Here is a 15,285-nt window from a genome sequence, read left to right as displayed (position 1 = left end):
CGCGTGGTTCACTCGCTGGTGAGAGCCGGTCGCCCTATGTACGCTGGTCAGAGGGAGGATGGCACCAGTGGCGAGAGGGGGCGCGATGAGCTCACCCGGCGGATCGCAGAACCGCGCGGCCGGCACTTCTAGTGGTCGTCGCTGCCAGGGGTGCGGGACGACGCTCGCCGCCGACAACACTGCGCGTCTGTGCAGCAAGTGTCACCGGGATCAACGCGACCAACTCCGAACACCTCCCGTGCAGCTACGGAACGAGTTCTTCGAGACGGACGAGTTTCGGGCGGCTTTCGAGAGCCAGCACATCGGCAAGGTCTTCAAGGCTTACCGGAACCACCCGCGCCACCTTCAACTGCACGGAAAGGCGCTAAACCAAGAGCTGCTGGGCCGCTGGCTGGGGCTCACGCAGGCGCAGGTGAGCAAACTGGAGAACGGCAAACCCGAGCAAAACCTCGAAACGCTCCGAAACTACGCCAAGATCCTCCACCTGCCGCAACATCTACTGTGGTTCGACTTTCCAGGGCAAAGCCGGTTGAGGTTTCAGCACCTCGCGGCGAGCCAGCGTCCGAAGTCCGGAAACTCACCGACCGGCGGCCTGGTCACTCCTGAGACACGAGACGAACTTCTCGTGGTGAACACGGGCATGGACACTCTCGAACTACTTCGACGGGTTCGTGCGTCAGCGATCGATTCGTCCACAATAGACGCTCTGGACATCACAGTTGAGCAGTTGTGCTGTGACTACCCGCACGCTGATGCCCGTCAGCTCATGACGACCGGCAAGCAGTGGCTCGGCAAGATGACCGAACTGCTCGACAACCGCCTGACCCTTGGGCAACACCGTGACGTGCTCACCAAGGCCGGGATGCTCGCGCTACTAGTGGGATGCCTTGAGTATGACGTGGGTGACGCGAAGTCGGCCGAAGCAACACGACGCATGGCACTGGAACTCGGCAAGGAAGCCGGAGACGCCGGGATCGTCGGGTGGGCACACGAAATGCTGGCGTGGTTCCATCTGACGGCGGGCAACTACCGCGCCGTCATTCCTGCTGCTGAATCCGGCACGTTGGCTGCACCTTCACACTCGGTCGCGGTCCAGCTATACGGCCAGCAGGCCAAGGCGTACGCGCGCATGGGAATGGTCGAGGAAGTTCATACGGCGCTCGACAACGGCAGTGAACTCCTGGGACGACTGCCCTACCCGGATCGGCCGGACAACCACTTTGTGGTTGACCCGGACAAGTGGGATTTCTACGCGATGGACACCTACCGGCTCGTCGGCGAAGACCAGCTCGCGCAGCGCAATGCCGACGAAGTCATGCGGCGTAGCGTCAACTCCGAGGGTGTTCCGACGGCACCCATGCGCATCGCCGAAGCGCAGCTCACGCTTGCCGTGATCGCCGCCAGGCGAGGGGACGTCGACGAGGCCGCCGCACTGGGCATCCAAGCACTTCAGAACGGCCGTCAGAGCCGCCCAACCCTGCTCATGGTGTCTGCAGAGCTTGAGCACGAGCTGGACACCTATGGCGCGGGCGCAGGCGCGGACTTCCGGGAGCTGTTCGCGGACATCAAGCGCGCCCAGTAGCAAGATATTCTGACGGAGAATACTCGCGCCAATAAACATTCTTTTCCGGAATATCGTGCACTTCGAACCCGGCCTTCACCTGGGGATATTCACTTAAGAAATCTTTTATTCAAGTACTGACATAGTAGATCTTTCATATTGGCGGCTTACTTGATGGCATCGGCCCGCAAAATCGCAGGTCGAAGCCAAGAGTAAGGGTTAAACCAATGAAGTCCGTAATTCAGAACGCCGATGCTTCGGCGGTTCTTTCCATCCGACAAGCCGCGTGGAGCCTGGGCGTCTCCGAGTCTCGCGTGTGTTCGGCGATCCGGCGCGGCGCGCTCCGCGTCGAGCGTCGCCGCTCCCGGCTGGTCGTTCCGGCTGGCGAACTGCGCCGTGTCCTTGACGGCGGTGCGCGATGACCGCTTACGACTACGAGGAGATGGCTTCCCAGCTTGACCGGTACGCCGACGTGCCGGACGACGTGCTTCAGGACGTGGTGACCAGGGACGGCCTGTGTTTCTGGGCGTTCGACCGGGCCGACATGCCGGAGCTGTCCGGTGAGGACTCGCCGGACCGGGAGCTGGCCGCCGGGATGTGCGCTGGGTGCCCGGTGATCGACGAGTGCCGCGAGCTGGACTTGCGGACGGCCGGGCCGGACACGGTCGGGGTGTGGGGCGCATTGCCCGACACCGACCGGCGCGCGCTGTACCCGGTATGGCTCCGTCGCCGGGGTGGTGAGGCGCGATGACGGTCAACTTCACGCCGACACAGATCGTGGCCGGGGTCGGGGTGCTGCTGGCGCTGTTCGTGGTCTGGCGCTACAGCGCCCGCAAGGCCCGCCGGGCCGCCGACGCGGCCCGGGCAAGCTCGCGGTTGGTGTCGCTGGCCGGGCGGGTGCTGTTCACCGGTGCCGCGTTCACGGGCGTTCAGTGGCTGGTGATCACGCACGTGCACAACCCGACGTTGGTCCTGGTGGTCCTCGGAGTGCCGGACCTGATCGCGGCCCATGTCCTGACGCGTGTCCTGACGGTCACGTCCATGGACACCACCAGCACCCGCCGCCGGGGTGGTGGTCGCCGATGACCACGACCGAGGAGAACACGGCGACGGTGGCGGGCCGGGCGCGGCGGCTGGCAGCCGACGCGGCGGAGGCGGCTGACGTCCGCCGCTGGCAGACCCACCCGGATGTGGTGGCGTTGCGGGTGGAGCGGGTCCGGTCTCAGGTGGATCGGCTGTGCTGGTCCGGGATCGTGCTCGGGTTGGCGTTCACCACGGCCAACGTGCAGTGGTTCGCCGCCGCCGGTTCGGCCGTGTGGTCGTTGCCGTGGCTGACGGCGTGGCTGCTGGACCCGACCGTGTGCCTGGTCCTGCTGGCCATCCTGCGGGCCGAGCAGGTCATCGCCCGGTATCAGGTCCACACGGGAGTGTGGGTGCGGGCGGCGAAGTGGCTCACGCTGGCCGCTACGTATGTGATGAACACCTGGTCATCGTGGGTTTCCGGCTCGCCGGCCGGGGTGGTGCTGCACTCGGTTCCGCCGCTGGTGGTGTTCGTGGCCGCCGAGGCGGTCACGGACCTGCGGGACAAGCTCACCGACGCGGTGGCGGTGGCGTTCATGGACGCCACCGACCGGGCGGAGCCGGGTGGGCCGGTCGTGCTCGAGAACCCGGCCGCGCCGGTCCACGAACCGAACACGTCTGTTCACGAACCGACCGGACCGGCGGGCGCGCCGGATGCGGCGGATCGTGAACCGTCGGCACCGGCACCGGCACCGGCACCGGCACCGTCGGCACCGGCACCGGAGGTGCCGCGTCCGGTCCGGCGGAAGCTGTTCGCCGACTACCTCACCGACGCCCGCACCGCGTGGACGCCTGGTGTGGAGATCACCCCGGCGTGGGTGCGCCAAGTCTCGGGGTGTTCCCGCGGCTTGTCCTCCCGGCTTGCCGCCGCGCTCTCCGCCGAGACCGGCACGGGGGTGGCAGGCGATGACTGAACCCAACTCGGAGGGACAGGAACACCAGCACACCGCGCTGACCCCCGTTGGCGGGCGAGACGTCGAACGCGTCGGCCCGGTGCTCGACGGTGAGCTGATCGACGACACGTTGCCCCAACCCCGGGGCCGGGCGGCCAGTCGCCGGGTATCGGTGTGGCGGCGGGTCACCGACGCGGCCGGGCGGCTCTGGCGGTCCGGGCCGATGGTCCGGGCGCGGTCGCTGGCCGGCTACCGGGCGCGGAAGATCCCGCAGGATGTCGTCCGGCTGGTGTGGTTCGTGCTGCGCGGGAACTGGCGGTGGCTGGTCAAGTTCTGGAACTGGGCCACCTACGCCGATCTTCGCGCCGACGCCCGCCGGGCACGGCTGGCCGGGGACGCCGACGCGCGCCGTGCGGCGCAGGAGTTGATCCGGTCCGACGCCACGGCGCGGTGGGCGAAGCTCGGGATCTTCGTGCGGCGGTGCGTGATCACGGCGCGGTTCGCCGCTCCGGTGGCTGCGGTGTTGTGGCTGGTGGACTCGGTGATGGACCGGGCGGACATGTGGCCGTGGCTGGCGAACGTCTACACGGGAGTGGAGACGGTGTGGTCGGCGCTGGCGGTGGTGGTGCCGCTGCTGCTGGTCGTGGCACCGGTGGCGTGGGCGGTGGCCGCCGCGTTCGAGGGACGCGACCGCACACCCGGTGCCGGGTGGCTGGTCCGGCCCGACCGCGACGACGCCGATTCCTGGATCGACGAGCGGATGATCAGCAAGGCGTTGGCGCACCTGGGTATCAGTCCGCTGGACCGCTTCTACGCCAAAGGCGGAGAGCTGGTCTACACCGTAGCCGCCCGTAAGGACGGTGACGGCACCTTCGCGCAGGTCCGGTTGCCGATGGGAGTGACCGCCGACATGGTGGCCACGCGCCGGTCCAAGCTGGCCGCGAACCTCGGGCGGGCGTCGCTGGAAACCTGGCCTACCAAGGGAGATGAGGACGGCATCCTTGACCTGTGGGTCGCCGACAAGGGCGTCCTGCGGGGCGGGGCCGGCGGATGGCCGCTGGTGGCCGATGGACAGGTCGACGTGTTCGAGGGCGTCCCGTTCGGCCTGTCGCAACGGGGTCTGGTCATCAACGCGCCGCTGGTCGGGGTCAACTGGCTGATCGGCGGCCGTCCCGGGCAAGGAAAGTCGGCCGCGTTGCGGACGTTGCTGCTCGGCGCGGCACTGGACCCCACGGCGGAGTTGTGGGCGTTCGTCATGGGCGAGTCCCCGGACTTCGAACCGTTCCGGCCCCGGCTGTCCCGCTACCGGATGGGGATGGACGACAGCGTGGCCGAAGCGGCCACAGCCGCGTTGGCGGACTTGCTGACCGAAATGGAGCGACGCGGCAAGATCCTGGGAGAGCAGCCGGGCCGCCCGCCGAAGGTCTCGCGCAAGCTCGCCGACAAGGCCGGGCTTGGGTTGCACCCGCTGGTGTGCGGGATCGACGAGTGCCACGAGCTGTTCCAGCACCCGAAGTTCGGCAAGAAAGCCGCCGAACTGGCCGTCAGGCTGATCAAGCGAGGACGCAAGTACGGGATTGTGCTGCTGCTGGCCACCCAGTCGCCCACCAAGGACAGCATCCCGCGGGAGATCACCCGCAACGTCTCGTGTGGAGTCGCGTTCTCCGTGGCTGATCAGGTGGCCAACGACGGGTTGTTGGGTTCGGGAAAGTACGCAGCCGGGATCCGCGCGACGGAGCTGCGGATCAACACCGACCGAGGAACCTGCGTCGCAGTCGGCATCACCGATGAGACGTTCGAGCTGGTCCGCACGTTCTACGTTCCGTTCGAGGACGGGACCGACGACGTGACTCCGGTCATCGGCCGGGCCATGGCGTTGATCGAGGAGGTGGGCCGGGCGGTCGAGTCCAGCGCACGGCCGCAACTCAAGACGACCCCCGTGGCCGACCACTTGGCCGACATCAAAGCGGTGATGGAAGGGGAGCGTCGGGTCCGGACTCAGGTGATCCTCACGCGCCTGGCCCAACAAAATCCGGGCGAGTACGAGGGATGGACGTTCCGGAGTCTCACGGCCGCGCTCTCCACGCACGGCATCGCAACGGTCAAGTCGGATGGGAACAAGGTCGTTCGCGCCGAGGACGTTTCCATCGCGCTCGCCGATCGGGACCGGGACCGGGACCGCAGGGAGCCAGGCCCAGCCTCAACAGGGAGCCAGGGAGTTCTCCCTACTGGACCTCTATACCGATACACTGGCCTTGACCAGCGCAAACCCCGCTCAGGGACTTCAGGGACCCACGGTCGGCCGACTTCGGAACCTGCCCGAAACCAGGTTGACTCGGGGGCGTGGCCCGGTCCCTCCCCTTCCGAGTCCGGCCCCAGCGCTGGCAGGCGGGGAGGTGAGAGCTCTGAGCGGCTCTGAGCGGCCCGCCGAGGCGGATCCCGGACCTTTGCGCACGCGGTCGCCTCTGAAGCAGTCTCGTGCTCTTGACGATCCGCTCACGTTAGGAAGAGCAGCACGCATCGTGCGATCGGCACTCGCCCGCCAGAACGGACGACCTGATGACATCTACCGACGCGAGGCAGAGACAGTTACCGACTAGCTCCGAGCACGGCTGAACCCCGGCAGCCTTGGTTAGCGGGGTTCAGTCGTCTCGCACTACCCGAAGATGAGCGTCCGGAACACCGGCACGCATCCTCCAGGCCAACCGTTGCACAATCGTCAGCCCAGCCAGCATCCACCTTGCTCAAGATAACGTATTCGAAGCCCAGACGACTCCAACTTGACATAGCCAAGCAGTTCGCAGATGATTCGATCCCACAGAGCATAAAGGAGGTGTTAGAAATTTCTCGACTAACTGGCTTTGGGATCGCCAACTACCGAAGCTTTGCAGAGGATTTCTCTTATTTTTCCAAGCTCAGTAAGGTGAACCTAATTGCAGGGCAGAATAACGCAGGAAAGTCCAACGTTCTTCGCTTCTTGGCGGGATATCTAACCGGAGAGCCAGCATCGCCTGCCAGCCTGGATCGCCCAATGTCGAACCCTGGAGAGTCTTCACCGAAACTAGCCTTGGCTATCGACGTAAGCGAAGATCGCATTCAAGCTGTATTCAATTCCGCAAACAAAAGCATCTTGCGCAGCGCTACAATTGAAGCGTTTGTTAGAATCATTAGCTTTTGGTCTGCGGACATAAGTCCTGATGCCAATAAGAGCGAAGCGTGGCTGGAGTTTGAATACAACCCAGCGATGCCCGGAAGTGGCCAGCGTGCCAACTGGACATTATCGCAGAGCCAGCGCGAACGAATCGGTCGAGCCTTAAATTCGGAAGGCCTAGGGCGCATAGTAGAAGATGTTTCTTCTGCGCTAACCCAAACGTCTTCAAGTATTGAGAGCAACCTATCTGGGATATTCAGCAAGTTCTTCACTTTTCAGGCCAACCCCTGGCAGGTTGAGACAATCGACGCATTCCGGCAGATTCGTCCGAGCGCAGATCCAGAAGAACCTCCAGTTTTTTCGCCGGCCGGACTAGGTCTCATCAGAATTCTCCAACAGCTTGAACGCCCTAGCATAGACAAGATCGGCGACAAGAAGAAATTTCAGGAGATCAGCAACTTCGTCAGAACGGTTCTTGAAGATGATTCAGTGACGATCGAGATACCAAATGATGCGGGAACTATTCACGTATCTCAGTCGGATAGAATCCTTCCTCTCGAACACCTCGGAACAGGAATACATCAGGTTGTAATCTTGGCGGCAGCCGCCACCATCATCGAAGACGCAATAGTTTGCATCGAAGAACCTGAGGTTCACCTGCATCCTACCTTGCAGAGGAAGTTACTAAACTACCTCTATCAAACAACTAAGAATCAGTACTTTATTGCTACCCATTCAGCACACATGTTGGACTATGAGAATGCAGCCGTCTACCACGTGCAGAACCGAGATGGGAAAACCGAGGTAGCACGGGCTAGCTCGCCCGGTTCGGCTTATGATATCTGCGCAGATCTAGGCTATAAGCCCTCGGACCTCCTGCAGGCAAACTCGGTTATATGGGTCGAAGGTCCATCCGACAGAATCTACCTACTTCATTGGCTTGCGAAAGTTGCACCAGAGCTATTAGAAGCGGTACATTTTTCTATCATGTTCTACGGCGGAAAGCTACTCAGCCACTTGTCGGTAAGCGATAAAGAAGTCACCGACTTCATCTCACTACGAAGCATAAGTCGCGCTTCCTCGATCGTGATTGATAGTGATAAGCAAGCCGCAGACCAAGATATTCGCGACACGAAGACCCGCATAAAAGATGAATTTCAAGATTCCCAGCGAGGATACTGCTGGATTACAAAATGTCGAGAAATTGAGAATTACCTAGCCCTTGACTTGCTGGCGGAGAGCTTTTCCACTGTTCACCCCAAGGAGACGCTGACGTACACCGGAGGCCAGTGGAGTTCACCACTGGAATCCACCAAGTCGACTAGCCCAAACAAGGTCAAGATCGCTCACGAATACTGCAAGCGCGATTTGTCGGTCAACATGTCAAGATTTGGACTGTCCGACACCATCGAGGAGCTTGTCGAATTTATTCGACACTCAAATGGGATTAAGTGACCACTAATTCAGCTGAATCCACATCAAGGCGGAACGTGCCTTAATACTCTCAAACTAGCAGGGTCCCGGCAACGTCGATTGCCGGGACCCATATCTAAAGAATATTATTCACGCCGACTGCCAACTGATATCAATCCTGCCGTCGTCGAACGCTACCGTGCCCGGGCGCGCCCTCCGGACGATCACCGTTCGAATAAAGAGACGCACGAATTCGCGCTGTTCATCCAAGGTCATGTCTAGCCATGCCGCACGCACCTTCACGATGTCGACGCCCAACCGAGGCGGCGGAAGTTCAGTCAACTCAACACGAAGCTTTTGCTCACTTTCAGCAATCCCTCGCCGCGCACTCTCCCACTCAGTGTCAGTAAGCCCGCCAGGTTGAGCCCACTTTCGCGCCAACTCGCCACGCTGGCGATCCATCTCTTCCAAGTCGGACTCAATCTTCGCCCTCCGACCTGCGTGCGCATCAGTGTCGACCGCTTCGAGAAATTCTACCTTGTCCAACTCAGACCACAGACGCTTCACTACATAATTCTCAAGTTCCAAACCAAGAATCCCGACACATCCACCACCAGGTTCACCATTTGGACGAATCTTGTTGGGATGGCAGTTGTAATACGGTTTTGATTTTCCCTTCTTAAACTGTTTAATTGATGCAATCAGCGGCGCTTCACAGACGCCGCAAACCGCAAGCCCGCCAGTCAAGAGATAACGTCGTCCGGTCGAATTTCCGCGGTGAGCACTTCCGATAGGGTATTCCTTTCCGTCTTTGCGTACCACTCGCCGCGGCTGCGACAACTTAAGCTTGCACGCCTGCCATGTCCGCTCGTCTAGAATCGCTTCCCAGTTTCCTCGACCTACAATTCTCCCCTTGTACACTCTCTGTCCTGCCACTGTCGGAAGGGTAACCATGTTGCGAATAGATTCATTGCGCAATTGCCCGCCATGCACGCCGCGCAACCCGCGAGCATGCAACTCGGTGGCAATTTTTGACAACGACCATCCGGACAAAACCCATTCAGCGGCCTGTCGTACAGCTTCAGCTTCACGCTGTTCAATTACATATGACTTTACTTTCTCACCATCCGGCCCAGTAATCACGGAATGCCGGTAGCCAAACACGTCACTTCCGGAAGGCACTCCGTTAGCCGCGTTTTCGGCGAGGCGGTCATTAAGGCGTTTCTTGAGCTTCCGGACTTCATCTGCATTCAAGACCGCCTTGATCCCCGCAACAGCGTCGCGTACGCGAACCACTCCGTCCCGGTTCGTGTCCAGCTCGTCAACGCCAGCGGCCTCCATCTCTGCGGCGAGCCGGAACCACTCGACTTCACGGCGCTCAAGACGGGACTGCTCGACTGCCCACACATGAGCAACCTTGCCCGCGTTCAGCCACTCGCGGAAGCGCTCAAACTGCGGCCGGTTGTCGCCGTTGGCCGCAGAGACCCCGGCGTCGGCGAACACTTCAACGGGCACTCCGGGCCACTTGGTGGCGGCGTACTCGCGTCCCCAGCGCTCCTGAAGGTCGACGCCCTCATATAACCCGTCTGGGCGAGGGCTGAGCCTGCATACGATGGCAACGTACCTGGTCATGGCCTCGAGCGTGCGCCGGTTACGTCTCTATGACAACTGGAGGAGGCGAAGTCGGTGAAGAACCGCGTCCACATCGACGTCTGGGTCGGCGCGGACAACGTCGAGGCGACGCTGGAGAAGCTGAAGGCCCGCGGCGCGACGTATCTGCACCGCGGGCGGCAGGGGCCGCACAGCTGGGTGACGGTGGCCGACCCGGAGGGCAACGAGTTCTGCGTGTCGTGAACGTCAGCGCAGGCGGTCCAGAGCCTTCGGCAGCGCCGAGGCCAGCAGGTCCAGCTCCGGCTCGGCGGCGATGAGCGGCGGCGACACCGCGACACCGCGTCCCAGGTTGCGGACGATCACACCCTCGTCCCGGCACGCGCGCTGCAGCTTCACCGGCGCGCCCGGATCCGCGTCCATGACCTCGGCCGTCAGCTCGACGGCGGAGAGGAACCCGAGCCCGGCCCGCACCTCCGCGACGAGCGGGTGGTCACTCACGCCGGACACGGCGTCGGCCAGGGGCTTCTCGAGTTCGCGGCCGCGCGGGATGAGGCCGTCGCGCTCGTAAATGTCGAGCGTCGCGAGGCCGGCCGCGCAGGCGACGGGGTGCCCCGCGTACGTCGCGCCGTGGCGGAAGATCGGTGCGCCCGGCGCGCCGGTGAAGAAGGGTTCCGCGACCCGCGGGGCGACGACCAGCGCGCCGAGCGGGATGGTGCCGCCGGTGATGCCCTTCGCGGTGGTGATCATGTCGGGCTGGACGGCCCAGCGGTCGATGCCGAACCAGGTGCCGAGCCGGCCCCAGGCGGCGATGACGCAGTCGGCGACGAACAGCACGTCGTGCCGCCGGCAGATCTCGGCAACGGCTTCGATGTACCCGTCCGGCGGCAGCAGAACCCCACCGGCCCCGATCACGGGCTCACAGAAGAAGGCGGCGACGTTCGCGGCGCCGACCCGCCGGATCTCGGCTTCGAGCGCGTCCGCACTGTCAAAGGGAACATGCGAAAACTCGGGCGGCTGCGGGCCGACGTCCTTGGCGTTGGCGGGAATGCCGCCGACGGCGGTGCCGAAGCCGTGGGTGCCGTGGTAGCCCTGCGCCCGCCCGATGACGTGCACCTTCTCGGGCCGCCCGGTGTGCGCGAAGTAGGCGCGCGCGAGCTTCACGGCGGTGTCGATGACGTCTCCACCGCCCGAGCCGAAGAAGACCTTCGACCCCGGCGACGGCGCGAGAGCGGCAACCCGGTCCGCCAGCTCGATGGCCGGCTCGTTGGCGTTGTAGCCGAACAGGTTGTACGAGTCGAGGGTCTGCAGCTGCTTGCGGACAGCCTCGGTGATCTCGGGCCGCCCATGCCCGAAGTTGGCGTACCAGAGCGAGGCAGTGGCATCGAAGTACCGCCGCCCGGCGTCATCCCAGACGTACGAGCTCTCACCCCGGGTGATGACCATCCGATCCCCGTCGACGGCGCCCATATCGGCGAAGGGGTGCCAAAGGGCGTGCTGTGCTGACATCGGTCCTCCTCAGTCCTGCCCCATCCCTACCAGGGCGAAGCAGGAAGCGCGAACACTCCATCGTGCACAGTTCGACGGCCGGAGCTGGCCGGAGTGGCAAGGCAACCTGTAACAGCCACGCGGCCTCGCCGACCTGGTGTGGGTGCGCATTCCATTCAGCCGACGAAGCGACGACGCCCACCTCGGCCCGCTGGCGGAGTATTCGGCCCTGCGTTCCGAGATCATCCACCTGATGGACCAGCAGTGGAAGGTGACCGCCTTCCTCATCACGACGAGCGGTGCGGTGTTCGGCTTCGCCTTCACCTCGGCCAGCCGGATTCCGCTGCTGCTGATCATCCCGTTCAGCAGCAACATCCTCGCGTCCCGCTGGGTCGGGTGCTCGCAGCTGATCGAGCGAGTGTCCCTGTACATCAGGACCGAGCTCGATCCGCAGGTGCCCGGCGGAATCGGCTACGAGAAATGGCTTCGCCGAACCCCCGATGAGCCACTGGGCCTCCGGCGCATGATCCGATACGCACAAGCGAGCCCGATGGGAATCATCTTCCCCGCACTCGCCGTGCTGGCCCTCAGCTGCGTCGCGTGGTGGTTCCTGCACTCCGGCCGCACCTGGTCCGACCCGGCCGTCGGCCCGGGGCTGGCCGCCTGGGTGATCGGCGGCGTCCTGACGGTGCTCAGCCTGCGGCTCCTCTGGACGGCGGCAAACCGGCGGACCGTGACCGACTTCCTCCACTGGAGACCCGTCCCAGGCTGAACCTCACTCCAGGAACTCCGCGATCTCCTCCGCCGAATACCCGAGCTCGCCCAGCACCTCAGCAGTGTGCTGCCCCAAGGTAGGCGGAGCCGACGTCGCCCGAGCCGGAGTCTCCGAAGCCTTCACCGGAAACCCCGTCCCGACATAAGTCCCCACGGTCGGATGCGGCAGCCGCACCACCTGCTCCCGCGCCACCGCCCACGGATCCGCATAAACATCATCGATCGAGTTGATCGGAGCCGCCGGAATCCCCGCCGCGTCGAAATCCTTCAGCCAGTCCGCCGCCGTGCGGGTCGCCAGCACCGGCTCCAGCAGCGCGTTCAACACATCCCGGTGCGCCGACCGAGCCGCGTTCGACAAGAACCGGGCGTCCGAAGCGATGTCCAACCCCAGCACCCCACAGAACGCGAGCCAAAGCTTCTCGCTGCCCACCGCGATGATCAACCAGCCATCGGCCACCTGATACGCCTGGTACGGGACGATGCTCGGGTGCGCCGAGCCCATCCGCCGCGGCCGCGGGGTGTCGTAGAACGACGCGCCCGCCGCGTAAACATGCCAAGCCAGCTGACTGTCCAAAAGGGACACGTCGAGGTACTGGCCGCGGCCGGTCGTGTGCCGGGCCTGCAGCGCCATCAGCACCGCGATGATCGCCCACGTGCCCGCGTTCAGGTCCGCCACCGGCAGCCCGACCTTCGCCGGCGCGCCGTCGGGCTCGCCGGTCAGGGACATGACGCCGCCGAGGGCCTGCGCCACCAGGTCGTAACCCGCGCGGTCGCGGTACGGCCCCGTCTGCCCGAAGCCGGTGATCGACACGTGGATCAGCCGCGGGTTCAGCGCGGACAACGCGGCGTAGTCGATCCCCCACCGCTCCAGCGTCCCCGGCCGGAAGTTCTCGACGAGCACGTCCGCGTCCGCGACGAGCCGACGCAGGGCCTCGCGCCCGCGGTCGCTCTTGAGGTCCAGGACGATCCCGCGCTTGTTCCGGTTCGCCGCCAGGTAGTAGACGGCTTCGTCGCCGACGAACGGCGGCCCCCAGCCCCGGGTGTCGTCACCGTGGCCCGGCGGCTCGACCTTGACGACGTCCGCGCCCATCTCGCCGAGGTACTGCGTGCAGTACGGCCCGGCGAGGATGCGCGAGAGGTCGACGACCTTGATCCCGTCCAGCGGGCGGAAGGGGGCAGGGGTCATCAACGGCTCCTCGTCGGGCTCGGCGTCCGGCCCCCTTTCTACCTCCCGCTGACCGGGAAATGGATTACCTACTAACGGACGTAGACGACAGTCACTCCCATCCTGTTCATTGTTGAGTGAGTCTGTGCAAAGTTGCGCACTCCCGGAGGGACCTATGCGTCGTCTTGTTGGATTGGCGGCCACGCTCGCCGCCTGCACCACCGTCGTCACCGTCGCCCAAGCCACGCCCGCCCAGGCCGCCGAACCCCAGTACTTCGCCGCGCAGCGCGTCGGCGAGCGCCCGCCGATGGGCTGGAACAGCTGGAACAAGTTCGGCTGTGACATCAACGAGGACCTGATCCGCGGCGCCGCGGACACACTGGTGTCGTCCGGCATGAAGGACGCGGGCTACCAGTACGTCAACATCGACGACTGCTGGGCCGAACAGAACCGCACGGCCGAGGGCAAGCTCGAGCCCAACCACGAGAAGTTCCCGCACGGCATCAAGGCGCTCGCCGACTACGTCCACGGGCTCGGCCTCAAGCTCGGCATCTACACCAGCGCGGGCACGCTGACCTGCCAGAAGACGATGCCCGGCGCGCTCGACCACGAGGAGGCGGACGCGCAGTCGTTCGCCGACTGGGGTGTCGACTACCTCAAGTACGACAACTGCAACAACGAGGGCCGCGACGCGATCGAGCGCTACACGAAGATGGGCGACGCGATCAAGAAGACCGGTCACCCGATGATCTACGCGCTCTGCGAATGGGGCGAGAACGACCCGTGGACCTGGGGCCGCGACGCGGGCGCGCAGCTCTGGCGCACCACCGGCGACATCAGCGACAACTGGGGCAGCATGACCGGCATCCTCGACCAGCAGGTCGGGCTCGAGAAGTACTCGGGACCGGGCGGCTGGAACGACCCGGACATGCTCGAGGTCGGCAACGGCGGCATGACCGACGCCGAGTACCGCTCGCACTTCGCGCTGTGGGCGCTGCTGAACGCGCCGCTGCTGGCCGGCAACGACCTGCCCGCGATGTCGCCGGCCACCAAGAAGATCCTGGAGAACCGGGACGTCATCGCGCTGGACCAGGACTGGGCCGGCACGCAGGGCCACAAGATACGCGACGACGGCGACACCGAGGTCTGGGCGAAGCCGATGTCCGACGGCTCGGCCGCGGTGGTGCTGTTCAATCGCGGCTCGGCGACGGCGGAGCTGCGCACCACGGCGAAGGACCTCGGTCTCAAGAGCCACACCTATCGCGTCCGCGACCTCTGGAGCGGCACCGAGTCCGAAACCGCGGGCACTCTCCGCGCCGCCGTCCCGTCGCACGGCTCGGCCGTCTTCCGCGTCTGGCCGTCGACGCACCCGGCGGCGGCGCCGATGACCACGCTCGCCCTCCCGGCCCCGGACTACGTGCCCGCCGACCGGCCGCTGACCGCGACGCTGAAGGTCACCAACGACGGCAGCACGCCGATCGCGGCCGTCCGGACGAGCATCACGGCGCCCGCGGGCTGGCAGCTGGCCGGCCCGGGCTCCTTCACCACGCCGTTCGTCCTGCCCGGGAAGTCCTGGCAGCACGACGTCACCTTCAAACCCGCCGGCCCGACCGGCGAGCGGGTCACACTCACCGCGAAGACGAGCTACCTGACCGCGTGGGGCAAGCGCGAGCTGACGTCGGAAGGCACGTCACCGCTGGTCACGCGGCCCGCGGCGGGCACGACGGCGTTGTCGAAGGCCGCGTGGATGTCCTCCGACAACGGCTGGGGCCCGGTCGAACGCGGGACCAGCAACGGCGAGAGCAAGGCGGGTGACGGCCACCGGATCACCATCGCCGGCACCGGTTACGACGACGGCATCGGCGCGCACGCGCCGTCGAGCGTCCGGATCTACGTCGGCGCGTCCTGCACCTCGGTCAGCGCGCTGGTCGGCATGGACGACGAGAACTCCGGCGGCAGCGCGGGCTTCCGCCTCCTCGGCGACGGCAAGGAGCTGGCCGCCACCGGTGTCATGCATCCCGGGGACAAAGCGCAGCCGCTCGACGCGCAGCTTTCCGGCGTCCAGGTGCTGGAGCTGGAGGTGAACGACGGCGGGGACGGCAACACCAACGACCACGCCGACTGGGCGAACGCCACAGTTACCTGCTGAGTC

Annotated in this window: 12 protein-coding genes; 9 read left to right on the top strand and 3 right to left on the bottom strand. The window is 64.8% G+C overall.

Annotated features, from left to right (window positions below; translation table 11 throughout):
* Positions 1-85: 85 nt before the first annotated feature.
* The 6 genes from ACZ63J_RS26945 to ACZ63J_RS26920 all read left to right on the top strand — a co-directional run bounded on the left by ACZ63J_RS26945 (position 86) and on the right by ACZ63J_RS26920 (position 8,140).
* Positions 86-1,582 (top strand): hypothetical protein, encoded by a 1,497-nt coding sequence (locus ACZ63J_RS26945; protein ID WP_465406416.1) that lies wholly within the window; start codon positions 86-88, stop codon positions 1,580-1,582.
* A 397-nt stretch (positions 1,583-1,979) separates the two neighbouring features.
* Positions 1,980-2,312 carry a WhiB family transcriptional regulator gene (locus tag ACZ63J_RS26940; protein WP_465406418.1) on the top strand — a complete coding sequence of 111 codons (333 nt, stop codon included), beginning with the start codon at positions 1,980-1,982 and terminating at the stop codon, positions 2,310-2,312.
* Positions 2,309-2,647 carry a hypothetical protein gene (locus ACZ63J_RS26935; RefSeq protein ID WP_465406420.1) on the top strand — a complete coding sequence of 113 codons (339 nt, stop codon included), beginning with the start codon at positions 2,309-2,311 and terminating at the stop codon, positions 2,645-2,647. The genes ACZ63J_RS26940 and ACZ63J_RS26935 overlap by 4 nt, the downstream gene beginning before the upstream one ends.
* Positions 2,644-3,555: a hypothetical protein gene (locus ACZ63J_RS26930; RefSeq protein ID WP_465406421.1), complete on the top strand. Its 912-nt coding sequence runs from the start codon at positions 2,644-2,646 to the stop codon at positions 3,553-3,555. The genes ACZ63J_RS26935 and ACZ63J_RS26930 overlap by 4 nt, the downstream gene beginning before the upstream one ends.
* Positions 3,548-5,953 (top strand): FtsK/SpoIIIE domain-containing protein, encoded by a 2,406-nt coding sequence (locus tag ACZ63J_RS26925; RefSeq protein ID WP_465406423.1) that lies wholly within the window; start codon positions 3,548-3,550, stop codon positions 5,951-5,953. The genes ACZ63J_RS26930 and ACZ63J_RS26925 overlap by 8 nt, the downstream gene beginning before the upstream one ends.
* 414 nt (positions 5,954-6,367) lie before the next feature.
* Positions 6,368-8,140, top strand: a complete 1,773-nt coding sequence (locus ACZ63J_RS26920) for an AAA family ATPase (protein ID WP_465406424.1) — start codon at positions 6,368-6,370, stop codon at positions 8,138-8,140.
* 108 nt (positions 8,141-8,248) lie between these two features.
* On the opposite strand, the gene ACZ63J_RS26915 is transcribed toward ACZ63J_RS26920, so the two are convergent.
* Positions 8,249-9,730, bottom strand: a complete 1,482-nt coding sequence (locus tag ACZ63J_RS26915) for a recombinase family protein (protein ID WP_465406425.1) — start codon at positions 9,728-9,730, stop codon at positions 8,249-8,251.
* Between the two features lie 54 nt (positions 9,731-9,784).
* Between ACZ63J_RS26915 and ACZ63J_RS26910 the strand changes: the two genes are divergently transcribed.
* The gene (locus ACZ63J_RS26910; RefSeq protein ID WP_465406427.1) at positions 9,785-9,952 is read left to right on the top strand and encodes a VOC family protein; all 168 of its coding nucleotides are present in this window, start codon (positions 9,785-9,787) and stop codon (positions 9,950-9,952) included.
* 3 nt (positions 9,953-9,955) lie between these two features.
* On the opposite strand, the gene ACZ63J_RS26905 is transcribed toward ACZ63J_RS26910, so the two are convergent.
* Positions 9,956-11,215, bottom strand: coding sequence for an aminotransferase family protein (locus tag ACZ63J_RS26905; protein WP_465406429.1), 1,260 nt, complete (start codon positions 11,213-11,215; stop codon positions 9,956-9,958).
* A 142-nt stretch (positions 11,216-11,357) separates the two neighbouring features.
* On the opposite strand from ACZ63J_RS26905, the gene ACZ63J_RS26900 reads away from it, so the two are divergent.
* Complete coding sequence (locus ACZ63J_RS26900) at positions 11,358-11,966, top strand: hypothetical protein (protein WP_465406430.1); 609 nt, start codon at positions 11,358-11,360, stop codon at positions 11,964-11,966.
* Positions 11,967-11,969: 3 nt separating this feature from the next.
* Here ACZ63J_RS26900 and ACZ63J_RS26895 read toward each other — a convergent pair whose 3' ends face one another.
* Positions 11,970-13,154, bottom strand: a complete 1,185-nt coding sequence (locus ACZ63J_RS26895) for a CaiB/BaiF CoA transferase family protein (protein WP_465406432.1) — start codon at positions 13,152-13,154, stop codon at positions 11,970-11,972.
* 154 nt (positions 13,155-13,308) lie between these two features.
* Between ACZ63J_RS26895 and ACZ63J_RS26890 the strand changes: the two genes are divergently transcribed.
* Positions 13,309-15,282: an NPCBM/NEW2 domain-containing protein gene (locus ACZ63J_RS26890; RefSeq protein WP_465406434.1), complete on the top strand. Its 1,974-nt coding sequence runs from the start codon at positions 13,309-13,311 to the stop codon at positions 15,280-15,282.
* Positions 15,283-15,285 lie beyond the last annotated feature (3 nt).

This window comes from Amycolatopsis sp. NPDC104863, from assembly GCF_055582965.1.
The sequence above is the reverse complement of the archived record's forward strand: the minus strand, read 5'-3'. Positions and strand labels throughout refer to the sequence as shown.